The sequence below is a fragment of the Aeribacillus composti genome, from assembly GCF_007827555.1.
Lineage (GTDB): Bacteria > Bacillota > Bacilli > Bacillales > Aeribacillaceae > Aeribacillus > Aeribacillus composti.
Genome location: NZ_VISS01000044.1, coordinates 1 through 15,803, shown reverse-complemented (window position 1 = coordinate 15,803; position 15,803 = coordinate 1). Strand labels below are relative to the sequence as shown.

Below are 15,803 nucleotides of genomic sequence, written 5' to 3'. Positions count from 1 at the left end.
ACCCGTTCCCATCCCGAACACGGAAGTTAAGCTCTTCAGCGCCGATGGTAGTGAGGGTTTGTCCCTTGCGAGAGTAGGACGCTGCCAGGCAAAAACAAAAAGCAGCAAAACAGCTGCTTTTTTTGTATATAATCATATTTTTTGTTAAAGAAGCAGCCAACGGTAGTTGTGCTGCTTTTATCCATTGAAAATATGGTTTAAATACATTAAGGTTAACCAAGGAATTTTTTTTAATGTGATTTCCATAAATTGATGAATAAAAACGTAATCATCACTATGATGGTTATACATAAGATCATACAGCCATTCGGTTTCATATCGGGAAATCATGCTTAAGTTATAAAGCACAAGGTAGTGGATTAATATTTCCGGCATTAATTTTATATCTTCTTTCGCAGCCGGCAGATAATATTGTTTATTATAAAAGTTGAATAAATAGGAGGATTTCCATAAATAGTGAAATTCGGCTGAATGGGAAAAATAAAGTGAATCTACATCTTCGTTTGAAAGCATCCAATGAAGCTGGCTTTGTAAAATCTCAGCAAGACGCTTAGAGGTAATACAGTAACGATTTGCTATTTCTTTATGTACAATGATGAATGTGTCATTTGTCTCAATTGGGATGGTCGTTGGAATTTGTAAATGAAACTGATATAGATCGCTTAATTCGGGGATTCTTTTCAAAAGGGAATCCATGGAAAATTTTTCTCCAGGCGTGTGATTTAATTGAAAAAGATTGAGGGCAGCATGGCGATATAAACCATTTTTTTGCACCTTAACTTCATCTTTTAAAAAGTTATAATTATGTTTTTTTCGTTTCCTTGTTGATACCCCATGGGATAAAACAGCTGAAGAGGAAGGATAACGAGCATCGACTGTCAGAAGCAGTGCCTTTATCAGCTGGCTGATGCCGTAAAAAGCTAAAACCGGTTTGATCATGATCGGGGCTGTATCAGCCATTTTGTAATAATTTTCTCCATGTTTTAAAAAATAAATAAATGTATAGCAGTTTTGATAAGATGTTTGTTCAGGCTCATGCACGTTAAGTTTTTGATAATGTTTGGTAAGCAGCCGTTGGACTGTTTGAGCAGAGTGAAATGATGAATAAAAATTCCAAATCGACAATGAGACCCCTCCATAACAACTATTCTAAAAATTTAAATTCTTTGTGGATTTCTTGACAGCATCTTTAGCAATTGTTAATCTACATATAATATTTTGCCGTGATTAGGGGGTTTTAATAATGTGGGAATCAAAATTTTTAAAGGAAGGCTTAACGTTCGATGATGTTTTGTTAATTCCTGCCAAGTCAGAGGTTTTGCCGCGTGATGTGGACTTAAGTGTTGAGCTCACGAAGACGTTAAAATTGAATATTCCAATTATCAGCGCAGGAATGGATACTGTTACCGAATCAGAAATGGCGATTGCTATGGCGCGCCAAGGAGGATTGGGCATTATCCATAAAAATATGTCGATTGAACAGCAAGCTGAGCAAGTAGATAAAGTAAAACGTTCTGAGCGCGGTGTTATTACAGATCCGTTTTTCCTTACTCCGGACCATCAAGTATATGATGCGGAACATTTAATGAGCAAATATCGGATTTCTGGTGTTCCGATTGTGAACAATGCAGAGGAACAAAAGCTTGTAGGTATTATTACAAACAGAGATTTACGTTTTATACAAGATTATTCTACAAAAATTTCTGAAGTGATGACGAAAGAAAATCTAGTTACAGCTCCTGTAGGCACAACATTGGAAGAAGCTGAAAAAGTTTTGCAAAAATATAAAATTGAAAAGCTCCCGATTGTAGATGATAAAGGCATATTAAAAGGCCTTATTACGATTAAAGATATTGAAAAAGTAATTGAGTTTCCAAATTCAGCTAAAGATGCCCATGGAAGATTGATCGTCGGCGCTGCAGTAGGTGTAACATCTGATACGATGCTGCGCGTTAAAAAACTAGTGGAAGCAAATGTGGATGTTATTGTCGTGGATACGGCGCATGGACATTCAAAAGGAGTTTTAGAAACAGTAAGGAAAATTCGTGATGCTTATCCAGATTTAAATATTATTGCAGGAAATGTTGCAACAGCTGAAGGAACGAGAGCTCTCATAGAAGCTGGGGCAGACATTGTGAAGGTTGGAATTGGCCCTGGTTCCATTTGTACTACTCGTGTGGTAGCAGGTGTTGGGGTGCCGCAAATTACAGCCATATATGATTGTGCGACAGAAGCAAGAAAGCACGGAGTAGCTATCATTGCTGATGGCGGAATAAAATATTCAGGAGATATTGTAAAAGCATTGGCTGCAGGTGGACATGCCGTCATGTTAGGAAGTTTGCTTGCAGGTACATCTGAAAGCCCGGGAGAAACAGAAATTTACCAAGGGCGTCGATTTAAAGTATATCGCGGCATGGGTTCAGTTGCAGCGATGGAAAAAGGTAGCAAAGACCGTTATTTCCAAGAAGACAACAAAAAATTTGTTCCAGAAGGAATTGAAGGCCGCATCCCATATAAAGGACCGTTGGCAGAGACAATTTACCAACTTGTCGGCGGTGTGAGATCAGGTATGGGATATTGCGGAGCAAAAAATTTATATGAGCTCCGTGAGCATTCACAATTTATCCGGATGACTGGTGCAGGATTAAGAGAAAGCCATCCGCATGATGTTCAAATTACAAAAGAGGCCCCTAATTATTCCATTTCTTAACAACTGACAGTTCAATAGTCTTATTTAAAAAATTACGACTTTTAGACAGAGTAGAGACTCTGTCTATTTTTTTTATAAGATGTATGTTAAAATCAATTTTGTTGTGTTAACTATTAATTATTTTTTAAAATAGATATTTTCAAATAAATGGAGGTAATCATGGTGCACTTCACGAAAAAATTCATCTCGGCTCTCGTCATCACGTTTTTATTGATGACGGCATTTTCCCCTTTGTCTCCCAAAATAAATGCTGAAGAAAATGACCCATTGGGCATCAATGCCTCTGCAGCCATTGCCGTTGAAGCCTCTACAGGGAAAATTGTGTACGGAAAAAATATTGATAAAACTCTTGGAGTTGCAAGTATGACAAAAATGATGACTGAATACTTGCTGCTGGAAGCGATCCGTGAAAAGAAAATTTCTTGGGATCAAACATATCGTCCAAGTGATTATGTTTACAAAATTTCCCAAAATCGCAGTTTATCCAATGTCCCTTTAAGAAAAGATGGAAGTTATACAATAAAAGAGTTATATGAAGCAATGGCCATTTATTCTGCAAATGGTGCGGCGATTGCAGTGGCAGAAGTGATCGGTGGATCGGAAACAAATTTTGTGAAAATGATGAATGAAAAAGCGAAAGAACTAGGCTTGAAGCATACGAAGTTTGTAAATGCGACAGGTTTAAACAATAGAGACTTAATGGGGATGCATCCGGAAGGAACAGGTGAGGAAGAAGAAAATGTAATGTCTGCGAGAGACGTTGCCAGCCTTGCGTACCATCTTTTAAAGGAGTATCCTGAGATTTTAGAAACGGCCAAAATTACGAGAAAAGCTTTTCGAGAAGGTACGGATGATGAGATTAAAATGGAAAACTGGAACTGGATGCTGCCTGGATTAGTTTATGGTACAGAAGGTGTAGACGGGTTAAAAACAGGATATACCGATTTTGCGGGCTCCTGCTTTACGGGAACAGCCGAACGGAACGGAATGCGAATCATCACAGTTGTTATGAATGCGAAAGGTAAAGGGAGCAACAATTACGTACATCGTTTTAGTGAAACTAGAAAACTAATGGACTATGTTTTCAGCAATTTTTCCATTGAGGAATTATTTCCTGCGCAATATCAAATAAAAAATAAATCAACTGTATCTGTTGTAAAAGGAAAAGAGAAAAAAGTAGAAATAGAAACAAAAGATTCTTTAAAGCTCCCTATTAAACGTGGGGAAAAAGACCAGTATGAGCCGAAATATGTTTTAGATAAAAAGCTTTTAACTGCGAACGGAGAGCTGACTGCACCAATTAAAAAGGGCGCCAAGGTCGGGTATATGTCCATAGAATATAAAGGGAACAGCCAGGATTACGGATTTGTAACAGGTGAATCCGAAGCGAAAGTTGATGTAGTGACAAAAACAAAAGTCGAAAAAGCTAACTGGTTTGTATTATCAATGAGAGGCATTGGTAGTTTTTTTGGTGATGTATGGAACGGAGCAGCAAACATGGTAAAAAGCTGGTTTTAATGCATAACTCCTAACATTTTGTTGGGGGTTTTTACTATATTTAAAATAAAAGAAATCCTTGAAATTTGATAGGAATTTTATAAAAATTAGGATAAAATAGACGTATGCATTTGAATGTATCATTAAGGAGGAACTATAGAAATGGCAATTACAGGTACTGATCGAGTAAAAAGGGGAATGGCCGAAATGCAAAAAGGCGGCGTCATCATGGATGTGGTCAATGCAGAACAGGCCAAAATTGCTGAAGAAGCAGGTGCGGTTGCCGTCATGGCGCTGGAAAGAGTTCCTGCTGACATTCGTGCGGCAGGCGGGGTTGCCCGCATGGCTGATCCGACGATTATTGAAGAGGTCATGAACGCGGTTACGATTCCAGTAATGGCAAAATGCCGTATTGGACATATTGTAGAAGCTCGAGTATTAGAAGCGCTCGGTGTTGATTATATTGATGAAAGTGAAGTGTTGACACCGGCTGATGAAGAGTTTCATATAAATAAGCGGGAATTTACGGTTCCATTTGTTTGTGGCTGCCGTGATTTAGGAGAAGCAGCTCGCCGAATTGGAGAAGGTGCTTCCATGCTCAGAACGAAGGGCGAACCGGGAACTGGCAACATTGTAGAAGCAGTTCGTCACATGCGGAAAGTGAATGCACAGGTTCGGAAAATTGTCGGCATGAGCGAAGATGAGCTAATGACGGAAGCAAAAAATTTAGGAGCACCGTATGAAGTGCTGCTACAAATTAAAAAGGAAGGACGACTCCCTGTCGTGAATTTTGCTGCTGGCGGCGTTGCAACACCTGCTGACGCAGCGTTGATGATGCAGCTTGGTGCAGATGGTGTGTTTGTCGGCTCAGGTATTTTTAAATCTGAAAATCCAGGAAAGTATGCCCGGGCAATTGTGGAAGCGACCACACACTATGAGGATTATGAATTAATCGCTCATTTATCGAAAGATCTTGGAACTGCGATGAAAGGGATCGATATTTCTTCATTGCTTCCGGAACATCGTATGCAAGAACGTGGTTGGTAAAGGAGAATACAAAATGAAAGTAGGAGTTTTGGCACTCCAAGGTGCTGTGAGGGAGCATATTCAGTCAATCGAAGCTTGTGGTGCAGAAGGCGTAAAAATTAAAAAATCCGAACAATTGCAAAATATCGATGGACTTATTTTACCAGGCGGCGAAAGCACGACAATGAGAAGATTGATTGAAAAGTATGGGTTGATGGACCCTTTGAAAGAATTTATAAAGGGAGGAAAACCTGTTTTCGGTACATGTGCTGGTCTTATTTTGCTGGCGAAGCAAATTGTTGGACAAGATGAGCCGCACCTTGGTGTATTGGATGTGGTCGTTGAACGGAATTCTTTCGGCCGCCAGCGTGAAAGTTTTGAAGCGGAATTAACCATTGCAGGAGTTGGGGACGATTTTATAGGTGTGTTTATTCGCGCTCCGCATATTGTAGAAGCAGGAGAAAATGTTGAAATTTTAGCAAAACATGAGGATCGAATTGTTGCTGTTCGACAAGGCCACATTCTTGGATGTTCATTCCATCCGGAATTGACGGATGATCATCGATTTGTGCAATATTTTTTAAATATGGTGAAGGAATCAAACGAGAAAGTTCATGCATAAAAAAGTTGAACAAACCCTAAACTTATAGTAAATTTATGAATATAAATAGATCTAAAGCAATGAGAGGAACTAGTAGCAAGTTGTTTTTCTTAAGAGAGCTGGTGGTTGGTGGAAACCAGTGAAAAACGCTTGTGAATCCGTCCTTGAGTGAAATGCTGAATGCAAGTTTTTGTTAGTAAGCATTTACGGCAAAAACCGTTACCTTTGTAAGTGGAAGGCTGATGCCTTCAAGCAGGGTGGCAACGCGGGTATACTCTCGTCCCTTTTTGGACGGGAGTTTTTATTTTGAATATAAAAGCGAAAGGAGTGTCCATGATGCTTGATATGAAATTTTTACGGTCAAATTTTGAAGAAATAAAAAAGAAGCTTGAACACCGTGGAGAGGATTTAACTGATTTTGATCAATTTGTTGACTTGGATAAAAAGCGTCGTGAACTAATTGTTACGACGGAAGAATTAAAAAGCAAAAGAAATGAAGTATCTTCTAAAATCGCCGAATTAAAAAGAGAAAAGAAAGACACAGATCATTTAATTCAAGAAATGCGTCAAGTAGGAGAACGCATCAAAACACTTGATGAGGAATTAAAAGAGATTGAAGAAAAGCTTGAAACCTTGATTTTGTCGATTCCAAACATTCCGCATGAGAGCGTTCCAGTCGGCGATTCAGAGGAAGATAATGTAGAAGTCCGCAAATGGGGAGAAATCCCGACCTTTAGTTTTGAACCAAAACCTCATTGGGAAATTGCCGACCAATTAGGAATTCTCGATTTTGAAAGAGCCGGCAAGGTGACCGGCAGCCGCTTTGTATTTTATAAAGGTTTGGGCGCAAGATTAGAAAGGGCGCTTATCAGTTTTATGATAGATTTGCATGTTGAAGAACATGGCTATGAGGAAGTTTTGCCTCCGTATATAGTGAACCGTACAAGCATGATCGGAACAGGACAGCTTCCGAAGTTTGAGGGAGACGCTTTTAAAATTCAAGGTGAGGATTATTTCTTAATACCAACAGCGGAAGTTCCTGTCACAAATTTGCACCGTGATGAAATTTTACAGGAGAAGCAGCTTCCAATCAATTATGTAGCGTACAGCGCTTGCTTCCGTTCTGAGGCAGGGGCGGCCGGAAGAGATACGCGCGGCCTTATTCGCCAGCATCAATTTAACAAAGTGGAGCTTGTGAAAATTGTAAAGCCTGAAGATTCTTATGAGGAATTAGAAAAATTAACAAGTCATGCTGAAAACGTATTGAAGCTGTTAGGACTTCCATATCGAGTTATGAGCATGTGTACAGCTGATTTAGGCTTTACGGCAGCAAAAAAATATGATCTTGAAGTATGGCTTCCAAGCTATCAAACATATCGTGAAATTTCTTCTTGCAGCAACTTTGAAGCGTTTCAGGCTCGCCGGGCGAATATACGGTTCCGACGGGATCCGAAAGCAAAGCCTGAGCATGTGCATACGTTAAATGGTTCTGGGCTTGCAATAGGTCGTACAGTAGCAGCCATTTTGGAAAATTACCAGCAAGAAGACGGATCTGTCGTCATTCCGGAAGTGCTGCGTCCATATATGGGAAATAAAACAGTAATTAGTAAAAAGTAATTCATACTGAATAGAAAAAATGAAAGGGGATAGGAGGGGTTCCTTCCATATCCCCCTTTTATGTACAAATGTATTTTATATAGGCTGCCGTTGTATCATTTGTTTGGCAATTGTTCTTCCTATTTCAATGGATGCTGTCGCTGCAGGAGATGGAGCGTTCAGCACATGAATGGACCGTTTCGTTGGCACAATATAAAAATCATCGATTAAAGCCCCGTCTTTACTTAAAGCTTGAGCTCGGACACCAGATGGTCCAGGCAGCAAATCTTCTTCTGTAATATCGGGCATGAGTTTTTGAACATTTTCGACAAACTTTTTCTTTGACATCGATCGAATCATTTCTTCGAGTCCTTCTTTCATATATTGACCTGCTAATTTCCAAAAACCGGGGAACGTTAATACTTCAAACAAATCTTTCATATTTGCGTCGCTTTTTTTATACCCTTCTCTTTTCAAGCTTAAAACAGCATTTGGACCTATATCTACAGATCCGTCAATCATTCTAGTAAAGTGAACGCCTAAAAATGGAAAATTAGGATTTGGTACAGGATAGATTAAGTTTTTAACTAAATATGATTTTTGCGGATTTAACATATAATATTCTCCACGGAATGGAACAATTTTCACATCCGTATACAGATTTGCTATTTTAGCAATACGATCGCTGTTAAGTCCTGCACAATTTATAAAAAATCGGCTTTGAAAGGTTTTGTTTGCTGTTTCAACGATAACTTCTTGTTTTTTTTCATGAATCACTTCTACTTTTTCGTTTAAAAAGATCTCCCCGCCCTTTTCGAGGATTAAATCTGCCATCCGTTCACTAACAAGACGGAAATTTACAATACCTGTTGATGGAACATGAATGGCTTCTATTCCATTCACATAAGGTTCAAATTCATGAAGCTCCTCCTTTGAAATTTTCCGGATATTGAGGCCGTTTTTTAATCCGCGTTGGAACAGCTTCTCAAGCTCCTCCCGCTCATGTTCATCGCTGGCAACGATTACTTTGCCGCAGACTTCATAAGGGATATCGTATTTTTGGCAAAACATGATCATTGCCTGATTACCTTTTTTCGCAAGCTGCGCCTTATAGCTCCCGGGCTTGTAATATATACCGGAATGGATCACCCCGCTGTTATGACCCGTTTGATGGGAGGCAACTTTATTTTCTTTTTCGATTATTGCCACTTTTGCGTTTGGGTGTTGTTCATATATTGCCAATGCAGTGGATAAGCCGACTATTCCTCCGCCGACAATTACATAATCATACATATTTTTCTCCGTCCTCCTCTAGTCATCCGCAAGCTTCTCACTCTGATTTTTTAAGGGATTTACGTTTTGCACTAGGCTTCAGTTGTTTTTATACATGCTGTTTTAAAAGCGCGGCAAATCAATGCAAAGATAGCAGCCGATTGCGGGGAAAAGATGCCCTTGTTCATGTCCAAAAAAAACTAGTGTCCATTTGTGAGCGCTTTAAATTAACTTGCAATACAAGTTTATAACATGATGAATGAAATACAATCAATTTTTTCGAATTTTTTAATTTTTTCTATTTAAAAAAATAAGCTTCTTTGTAAAGAAGCGTTTAAGTAAAAAAATTATTTGATAACTTTTATGAGTTTATTGACATACATTTTATACTGTGCTATATTAGTCCATGTCATATGGAGGAGTACCCAAGTCTGGCTGAAGGGGTCGGTCTTGAAAACCGAGAGGCGGGTCAAACCGCGCGGGGGTTCGAATCCCTCCTCCTCCGCCATTATTTACCGAGTGCGCATAAATTGGAGATTGGCTAAATTCGTTACGGGCTGTAACGAATTTTTTATTTTTTAAAACAAAATGGCTAATCCTCATGGAAAACAAAAATCATCGATATAAACGTTAAAGGGGCGTCTATAAGCTGAAAAGCAACTTATTAGGCACCTCTTTTATTTTTTTGAAAAACAAAACAGAAATTCCTCATATTTAAGATCATTTGATCAATAGTTGTTTATAAAGAAGTATTTATTTTTTTACAACTTGAAAATTATCGATAATCAACAGCCAATTTTGCGGAAACGAAATTCCTAGTTTCCAATAGCTGACACCTCGCAAATGCAGCTCTTTTACAAGATCGAATTTGGCTTGTATGGAACGGGCATCTTCAAACCAAACTTCATGAACCTTTTGGTTTTCATCCGTATATCGAAAAGTAGGGGCTTGGGCTTCTTCATCAAATTTGATTTCTGCATTGTATTTTGATGCAAGCTGAATCGCCTGCTGCGGACTTATCGCTTTTGCGTAAGGCCCGCCTTGCACAAAGGGAAGAGTCCAGTCATAACCGTATAAATTTTGTCCCATCATAATTTTCTGTGGAGGAATCTCCGTAACGGCATATTCGAGTACATCACGGACTGGGCCGATAGGAGAAACAGCCATTGGCGGTCCGCCGCTGTACCCCCATTCATATGTCATAATGACGACCCAATCCACAATTTCTCCATGTGCTTTATAGTCGTGGGCCTCGTACCATTGTCCTTTTTGCTCTGCGCTTGTTTTAGGGGCTAATGCAGAGGAAATGAACCACCCTTCACTGTGAATCCTGTCTCTCGCCCTTCGCAAAAATTGATTATAGGCTTCCCGGTCGGCAGGAAACAAATATTCAAAATCAAAGTGAATATCTCGAAACTGATATTTTTTTGCTGTGGCAATAATATTATTTAAAAATTTAGTTTGTACATCATCGTCTGTCAGCAATATATGCCCTAACTCTGCACTAAATTGATTGTTCTCCAAATTTGTGACAGCCATTGAAAACACTAAATTTTGTTCATTAGCAATAGTTTGCAAGTTCCCAATCGGTGGCTCTTTTAAAGAACCGTCACGTTGTGCTTGAAAGCTAAAATGGGTAAGGTAGGTTAAATAAGGGGCAGTCTCTCTTGCGCTGTCTTCGAGATTTTGGCTGACTTGAGCACCAAGCGGTTCTAAATATACATTAAATTCTGCTTGCCGTTTAGGCCGTTCTGGGATATATAATCGAAGGCCAATAGGCAATAATTGATTTATATTCAGTCCATTTACTGCTGCAAGCTCAAATACAGACGTACCAAATTTTCTTGAAATGCTCCAAAGGCTGTCTCCCCGTTGAACGGTGTAAAATTGTCCGATGATTGGAATAACAATTGCTTGACCTACAACAAGCTGATCAGGATTAGGAATTTCATTTGCTTCAACGATGGCTGTTATAGATGTTCCATATGTTTGTGCAATGGAATAAAGCGTTTGCCCAGATTGAACAACATGAATTAGCAAAATCATGACCTCCTGTAAAAACTGTTTGTAAATTTTATGTTTTCATCGCAGAAAACATGCTTTTGGAAAAGGTTGAAAGGAACCCGCACTTTTTTTAAGATGAAATTATATCGATAGGATGAGGAGCAAAAAATGACTAAAGACGAATATTATATGACTTTAGCAATTGAAGAGGCGAAGAAGGCGGAAAAGATTGGCGAGGTTCCGATTGGTGCTGTGCTTGTTGTAGATGATGTAGTGGTTGCAAAAGCTCATAATTTGAGGGAAACCGAGCAGAGGTCAATCGCTCATGCGGAAATATTGGCAATTGATGAGGCGTGCAGGAAGCTTCGAACGTGGAGACTCGAGAACTCGACGCTATATGTGACGCTTGAGCCATGTCCAATGTGTGCAGGAGCGATTGTAATGTCAAGAATTGAACGTGTAGTTTTCGGCGCTTTCGATCCGAAGGCTGGTTGTGCAGGAACGTTAATGAATTTATTAAATGAACCTCGTTTCAATCATCAAACAGAAGTAATTTCAGGCGTGAAGCAGGAGCAATGCAGTGAAATGTTAACCTGTTTTTTTCAAAAGTTGCGGGAAGAGAAAAAACGGTTGAAAATGAAAAATAAAAACAATTGAATTTTTTAACATATTGGGAAGCGTTGCATTTTCTCGAAAAAACATATATACTAAATTTGCGTCCTTAAACGGCGCAAAGTGAAAATCGGTTTAAACTTTGCCGTGCTAAGCGGGGAGGTAGCGGTGCCCTGTACTCGCAATCCGCTCTAGCGAGGCCGAATTCCTTCTCGAGGTTAGTATATTTTAGGGTCTGCCTCAAGTAAGTGGTGTTGACGTTTGGGTCCTGTGCAATGAGAATCCATGAACCATGTCAGGTCCGGAAGGAAGCAGCATTAAGTGGAAGCTCTCATGTGCCGCAGGGTTGCCTGAACTGAGCTAACTGCTTGAGTAACGCCTAGGGTTGCTAATCGACAGAAGGTGCACGGCAGTTATTATATCAAACAATAAGATCCCCTTATAGTAGGCAGAAAAAGAAAAGTCTGTCAACTATAAGGGGATTTTTTTGATGAGAGAAATATGAACAGCGTATGATGTAAAGCTTAAAAAATGTAATGAGGACATTGGTTTAAAATATGGATTGATGCATGATGGGGAAAACACTTTAAGCAGAAAGAAATGAAGAAAATATTAGGAAGACTTTAAAACTCCCCAAGAAGATCTTGAAACAAAAGTATCCTTAGCGGCTAAAACCATACAGAATACGCCGTCCCATTTCAAGTCTCATCCATACTTTTTCCGCACGTCCGAAAAGATGAAGGATGCATTATGCAATATAACTATCAACGGCTTCAAAAGAGAAACAGCTTAAAGTCCTAATGAATATCGGTCTCAGGCTGTTTACATGTGCTGTCTATTTAACTGGAGACGTTTTTACAGAGATCGGTTTTATTTTTTTCATAAGTTTTTTATCCTTCTTATGGAAAACTTACATTCGTTTAAACAATCAGGTATAATAAATGAAAGATTACTGTATAAAGGGGAGGGCGTTACTTGAGTTATCAGGCTTTATACCGAGCATGGAGGCCACAGCAGTTTCGTGATGTCGTGGGACAAGAACACGTCACGAAAACATTGCAAAATGCCCTTTTACAAAATAAATTTTCGCATGCTTATCTTTTCACAGGTCCTAGAGGAACAGGTAAAACAAGCGCTGCAAAAATATTTGCGAAAGCGGTCAACTGCCAACAAGCACCAATTGCAGAGCCTTGTAATGAGTGTCCTGCATGTAAAGGAATCACGGAAGGATCGATTTCGGACGTTATTGAAATTGATGCAGCTTCTAATAATGGAGTAGATGAAATTCGCGATATTCGCGATAAAGTCAAATTTGCACCTGCGGCGGTCAAATATAAAGTATATATTATTGATGAAGTTCATATGCTTTCAATCGGAGCATTTAATGCTTTATTAAAAACGCTTGAAGAACCTCCAAAACATGTGATTTTTATTTTGGCTACAACTGAACCTCATAAAATTCCGCTTACCATTATTTCGAGATGTCAACGCTTTGATTTCCGGCGTATTTCTGTTCAATCCATCGTACGTCGCATGAAGGAAATTGTGGAAAATCAATCGATCAAGGTTGAAGAGGAAGCGTTAAAGGTTATTGCGAGCTCGGCTGATGGTGGGATGCGAGATGCACTGAGTCTGTTGGACCAAGCCATCTCTTTTAGCGATGATAAAGTCACATTGGAGGATGTATTATTTATAACTGGATCGGTTTCTCATAAGATGCTCGCAAATTTGGTCCGATTTATTTTTGAGAACAATGTTACGGAAGCTTTAAAAACTATCCACGAATGGTTGGATCAAGGGAAAGATCCTTTAAAATTAATTGAAGATCTCATTTATTACTATCGCGACATGTTATTATATAAATCGGCTCCAAACTTAGAGGAAGTAATGGAACGAGTCGCAATAGACGATGCGTTCGTTTCATTGTGCGAACAAATTCCTATTGAGCAAATTTATGAGACGATTGAAGTTTTGAATCAAAGCCAGCAGGAGATGAAATGGACGAATCATCCCCGTATTTTTGTAGAAGTAGCGATTGTGAAATTATGTCAAACTGAGCGTGTGCAGCCGCCTTCAGTTCATTATGAAGAACTTCTTAATCGAATACAGGAACTTGAACGCACAATATCTTCATTAGTTCAGCATGGAGTTCAAGAACAGTCGCCTGTTAAACAAGAAGCAAAAGTACAAAAAACAATTCAAAGCGGTTATAAAACGCCTGTTGACCGCATTTATGATATTTTGAGAAATGCTACTCGAAAAGATTTGGATTTAGTGAAAAGCCGATGGGGAGATCTGTTAACAACGCTAAAGCAGCAAAATAAAGTGTCGCATGCAGCCCTTTTAAATGAAAGTGAACCAGTTGCTGCTTGCGAATATGCTTTTGTGCTAAAATTTAAATATGAAATCCATTGTAAAATGGTGGCGGAAAATCAAAATCATGTATTAACAAACCTCCAAACGATTTTACAAGGACTCATTGGACGTCAAATGGAGATGATTGGCGTTCCGGAGAAAGAATGGGGTAAAATAAGGGAGGATTATTTGCGCAATCAACGATCAGACGATGCACATCAACAGGAGCATGAAGACGAAGATCCGCTTATTGCCGAAGCAAAAAAATTAGTTGGCACGGATCTGATTGAAATAAAAGAGTAAATAAATGCTTATGGAGGAGATAATATGATGATGCGTGGCGGTATGGGAAACATGCAAAAAATGATGAAGCAAATGCAAAAAATGCAAAAGGAGATGCAAAAGGCTCAGGAGGAGCTTGCTGAAAAAAAAGTGGAGGGAACTGCTGGCGGCGGTATGGTCACGGTTGTTGCAAACGGACATAAGGAAATTTTAGAAGTGAAAATCAATGAAGATGTTGTAGATCCTGAAGATATTGAAATGCTTCAAGATTTGGTATTGGCAGCAACAAACGATGCTCTTCGCAAAGTGGATGAGTTAACAAGCGAAACGATGGGAAGATTTACTAAAGGTATGAATTTGCCTGGGTTGTTCTAGGAGGATCTATTCGATGCAATATCCAGAACCGATATCAAAACTTATTGATAGCTTTATGAAGCTGCCAGGAATTGGTCCGAAAACGGCCGTTCGTCTGGCCTTTTTTGTTTTAAATATGAAGGAAGAAACAGTATTGGATTTCGCGAAAGCGCTTGTCAATGCAAAACGAAATTTATCATATTGCTCGATTTGCGGTCATATTACAGATGAAGATCCATGTTATCTTTGCAAAGATGAGCGCCGCGACAGAAGCATAATATGTGTGGTTCAAGACCCGAAAGACGTCATTGCAATGGAAAAAATGAAAGAATATAACGGTCTATATCATGTTCTGCATGGCGCCATTTCGCCAATGGACGGGATTGGTCCTGAAGATATTAATATCCCTGATTTGCTAAAACGTCTGCAAAATGATGAAATTCAAGAAGTAATTTTAGCAACAAATCCGAACATTGAGGGAGAAGCGACAGCAATGTATATCTCTCGCCTTTTAAAGCCTACAGGCATAAAAATCACAAGAATTGCTCATGGGCTGCCTGTTGGCGGTGATTTAGAATACGCGGACGAAGTCACACTTTCAAAAGCGCTTGAGGGAAGACGAGAGATTTGAAGAGAAAAGGAGTTTGCCAGACATGTTTATTCGGCGAAAGCAATGGTTGAGAAGAGAATTCGATCAGCTGCTTCTTCAAGATTTAATTGAGCTGAAGGAACATTGGGAGTATCAAAAGCGTTTAGTGGAAAAAAGCTTTGATCCTTCACCTGAGGTGCTTAGCAGTTTAAAATTAGCAGAAGCAAAATATTTATTTCTTTTAAAAGAAGCCAAAAAGAGAAATATCAAGATGGAATAGTAGGTAGAAGGAAGCAGCCACATTCCTGTTTGTTGTTTTCTTAGTTCTAAACAATATGAAATCTTTCATATTGTTAAAGTAAAGCCGAAATAAACAGGAAGGTGGGTTTTATATAATGGAGCCTTATATTATGATCATTTGCATTTTAGGGCTTTTATTCCTTCTGCTTCTTGCCGGTGCTTCTTTGAAACCGGTGAAATGGATAGGGAGTATTTTTATAAAAATTGTGATCGGGGCCTTGCTACTTTTTTTTGTTAATTCTTTTGGGACGAGTTTCGGTCTGCACGTGCCCATTAATATTGTTACATCATCTATTGCTGGTTTATTGGGGCTCCCCGGATTAGCTGCTTTAGTAATTATTAAAATGGTGATTATCCCTTGAAAAACACCTGTATACAGGCGGGTGTTTTTATTTTCAAAAAAAGTGTTGACATTATAAACAATCATGGTAAAATAATATTCGTCGCTAAGATACAAAATAAAAAAACATTGACAAATGAATTTTTGATTGATAAAATAGAAATCCTGATTGATCCTTGAAAACTGAACAAAACGAAAAGCGTGCCTGTTGATTCTGACAAGAGCATTTGGTGACAAACTTTTTTTGGAGAGTTTGATCCTGGCT

14 protein-coding genes, 1 tRNA gene, 1 rRNA gene, 1 other RNA gene and 1 other annotated feature are annotated in these 15,803 nt (G+C 39.0%); of the genes, 14 read left to right on the top strand and 3 right to left on the bottom strand.

Features of this window, described 5'->3' with window-relative positions:
* Positions 1 to 90 (top strand): 5S ribosomal RNA (rrf, locus tag FB379_RS17205); the annotation flags it as partial.
* Positions 91 to 177: 87 nt separating this feature from the next.
* On the opposite strand, the gene FB379_RS17200 is transcribed toward rrf, so the two are convergent.
* The gene (locus tag FB379_RS17200) at positions 178 to 1,125 is read right to left on the bottom strand and encodes a YaaC family protein (RefSeq protein WP_130158352.1); all 948 of its coding nucleotides are present in this window, start codon (positions 1,123 to 1,125) and stop codon (positions 178 to 180) included.
* A gap of 118 nt (positions 1,126 to 1,243) precedes the next feature.
* Between FB379_RS17200 and guaB the strand changes: the two genes are divergently transcribed.
* The 5 genes from guaB (at position 1,244) to serS (ending at position 7,451) form a co-directional block, all read left to right on the top strand.
* Entirely contained in the window at positions 1,244 to 2,710 is a 1,467-nt protein-coding gene (gene guaB, locus FB379_RS17195; RefSeq protein ID WP_063388665.1) for an IMP dehydrogenase, read from the top strand.
* A gap of 159 nt (positions 2,711 to 2,869) precedes the next feature.
* The gene (locus tag FB379_RS17190) at positions 2,870 to 4,228 is read left to right on the top strand and encodes a serine hydrolase (RefSeq protein WP_144598497.1); all 1,359 of its coding nucleotides are present in this window, start codon (positions 2,870 to 2,872) and stop codon (positions 4,226 to 4,228) included.
* Positions 4,229 to 4,369: 141 nt separating this feature from the next.
* Positions 4,370 to 5,254, top strand: a complete 885-nt coding sequence (gene pdxS / locus FB379_RS17185) for a pyridoxal 5'-phosphate synthase lyase subunit PdxS (protein ID WP_063388667.1) — start codon at positions 4,370 to 4,372, stop codon at positions 5,252 to 5,254.
* Positions 5,255 to 5,267: 13 nt separating this feature from the next.
* Complete coding sequence (pdxT, locus tag FB379_RS17180; protein ID WP_066251693.1) at positions 5,268 to 5,855, top strand: pyridoxal 5'-phosphate synthase glutaminase subunit PdxT; 588 nt, start codon at positions 5,268 to 5,270, stop codon at positions 5,853 to 5,855.
* 50 nt (positions 5,856 to 5,905) lie between these two features.
* Positions 5,906 to 6,122, top strand: a binding site (T-box leader).
* Positions 6,123 to 6,170: 48 nt separating this feature from the next.
* Positions 6,171 to 7,451 (top strand): serine--tRNA ligase, encoded by a 1,281-nt coding sequence (serS, locus tag FB379_RS17175; protein WP_066251706.1) that lies wholly within the window; start codon positions 6,171 to 6,173, stop codon positions 7,449 to 7,451.
* 75 nt (positions 7,452 to 7,526) lie between these two features.
* Here serS and lhgO read toward each other — a convergent pair whose 3' ends face one another.
* Positions 7,527 to 8,723, bottom strand: a complete 1,197-nt coding sequence (lhgO, locus tag FB379_RS17170; protein ID WP_066251688.1) for an L-2-hydroxyglutarate oxidase — start codon at positions 8,721 to 8,723, stop codon at positions 7,527 to 7,529.
* Positions 8,724 to 9,117: 394 nt separating this feature from the next.
* Between lhgO and FB379_RS17165 the strand changes: the two genes are divergently transcribed.
* A tRNA-Ser gene (locus FB379_RS17165) sits at positions 9,118 to 9,210 on the top strand.
* A gap of 245 nt (positions 9,211 to 9,455) precedes the next feature.
* Here FB379_RS17165 and FB379_RS17160 read toward each other — a convergent pair.
* Positions 9,456 to 10,742, bottom strand: a complete 1,287-nt coding sequence (locus tag FB379_RS17160; protein ID WP_130158354.1) for a glycoside hydrolase family 18 protein — start codon at positions 10,740 to 10,742, stop codon at positions 9,456 to 9,458.
* 132 nt (positions 10,743 to 10,874) lie between these two features.
* On the opposite strand from FB379_RS17160, the gene tadA reads away from it, so the two are divergent.
* The 7 genes from tadA to FB379_RS17125 all read left to right on the top strand — a co-directional run bounded on the left by tadA (position 10,875) and on the right by FB379_RS17125 (position 15,560).
* Positions 10,875 to 11,363, top strand: a complete 489-nt coding sequence (tadA, locus tag FB379_RS17155) for a tRNA adenosine(34) deaminase TadA (RefSeq protein ID WP_063388670.1) — start codon at positions 10,875 to 10,877, stop codon at positions 11,361 to 11,363.
* 100 nt (positions 11,364 to 11,463) lie between these two features.
* Positions 11,464 to 11,728, top strand: an RNA gene (gene ffs / locus FB379_RS17150) — signal recognition particle sRNA large type.
* A gap of 565 nt (positions 11,729 to 12,293) precedes the next feature.
* Positions 12,294 to 13,976: a DNA polymerase III subunit gamma/tau gene (gene dnaX / locus FB379_RS17145; RefSeq protein WP_063388671.1), complete on the top strand. Its 1,683-nt coding sequence runs from the start codon at positions 12,294 to 12,296 to the stop codon at positions 13,974 to 13,976.
* Positions 13,977 to 14,006: 30 nt separating this feature from the next.
* Positions 14,007 to 14,330 carry a YbaB/EbfC family nucleoid-associated protein gene (locus tag FB379_RS17140; protein WP_375338795.1) on the top strand — a complete coding sequence of 108 codons (324 nt, stop codon included), beginning with the start codon at positions 14,007 to 14,009 and terminating at the stop codon, positions 14,328 to 14,330.
* A gap of 13 nt (positions 14,331 to 14,343) precedes the next feature.
* Complete coding sequence (recR, locus tag FB379_RS17135; protein WP_063388672.1) at positions 14,344 to 14,940, top strand: recombination mediator RecR; 597 nt, start codon at positions 14,344 to 14,346, stop codon at positions 14,938 to 14,940.
* 22 nt (positions 14,941 to 14,962) lie between these two features.
* Entirely contained in the window at positions 14,963 to 15,178 is a 216-nt protein-coding gene (locus tag FB379_RS17130; RefSeq protein ID WP_063388673.1) for a YaaL family protein, read from the top strand.
* A 115-nt stretch (positions 15,179 to 15,293) separates the two neighbouring features.
* Positions 15,294 to 15,560, top strand: coding sequence for a pro-sigmaK processing inhibitor BofA family protein (locus FB379_RS17125; RefSeq protein ID WP_063388674.1), 267 nt, complete (start codon positions 15,294 to 15,296; stop codon positions 15,558 to 15,560).
* Positions 15,561 to 15,803 lie beyond the last annotated feature (243 nt).

Bases quoted from the DNA above. Each gene is read 5' to 3' on its own strand.
- guaB (WP_063388665.1), top strand. From the start codon at position 1,244: ATGTGGGAATCAAAATTTTTAAAGGAAGGCTTAACGTTCGATGATGTT.
- FB379_RS17190 (WP_144598497.1), top strand. From the start codon at position 2,870: ATGGTGCACTTCACGAAAAAATTCATCTCGGCTCTCGTCATCACGTTT.
- pdxS (WP_063388667.1), top strand. From the start codon at position 4,370: ATGGCAATTACAGGTACTGATCGAGTAAAAAGGGGAATGGCCGAAATG.
- pdxT (WP_066251693.1), top strand. From the start codon at position 5,268: ATGAAAGTAGGAGTTTTGGCACTCCAAGGTGCTGTGAGGGAGCATATT.
- serS (WP_066251706.1), top strand. From the start codon at position 6,171: ATGCTTGATATGAAATTTTTACGGTCAAATTTTGAAGAAATAAAAAAG.
- lhgO (WP_066251688.1), bottom strand. From the start codon at position 8,723: ATGTATGATTATGTAATTGTCGGCGGAGGAATAGTCGGCTTATCCACT.
- tadA (WP_063388670.1), top strand. From the start codon at position 10,875: ATGACTAAAGACGAATATTATATGACTTTAGCAATTGAAGAGGCGAAG.
- FB379_RS17140 (WP_375338795.1), top strand. From the start codon at position 14,007: ATGCGTGGCGGTATGGGAAACATGCAAAAAATGATGAAGCAAATGCAA.
- recR (WP_063388672.1), top strand. From the start codon at position 14,344: ATGCAATATCCAGAACCGATATCAAAACTTATTGATAGCTTTATGAAG.
- FB379_RS17130 (WP_063388673.1), top strand. From the start codon at position 14,963: ATGTTTATTCGGCGAAAGCAATGGTTGAGAAGAGAATTCGATCAGCTG.
- FB379_RS17125 (WP_063388674.1), top strand. From the start codon at position 15,294: ATGGAGCCTTATATTATGATCATTTGCATTTTAGGGCTTTTATTCCTT.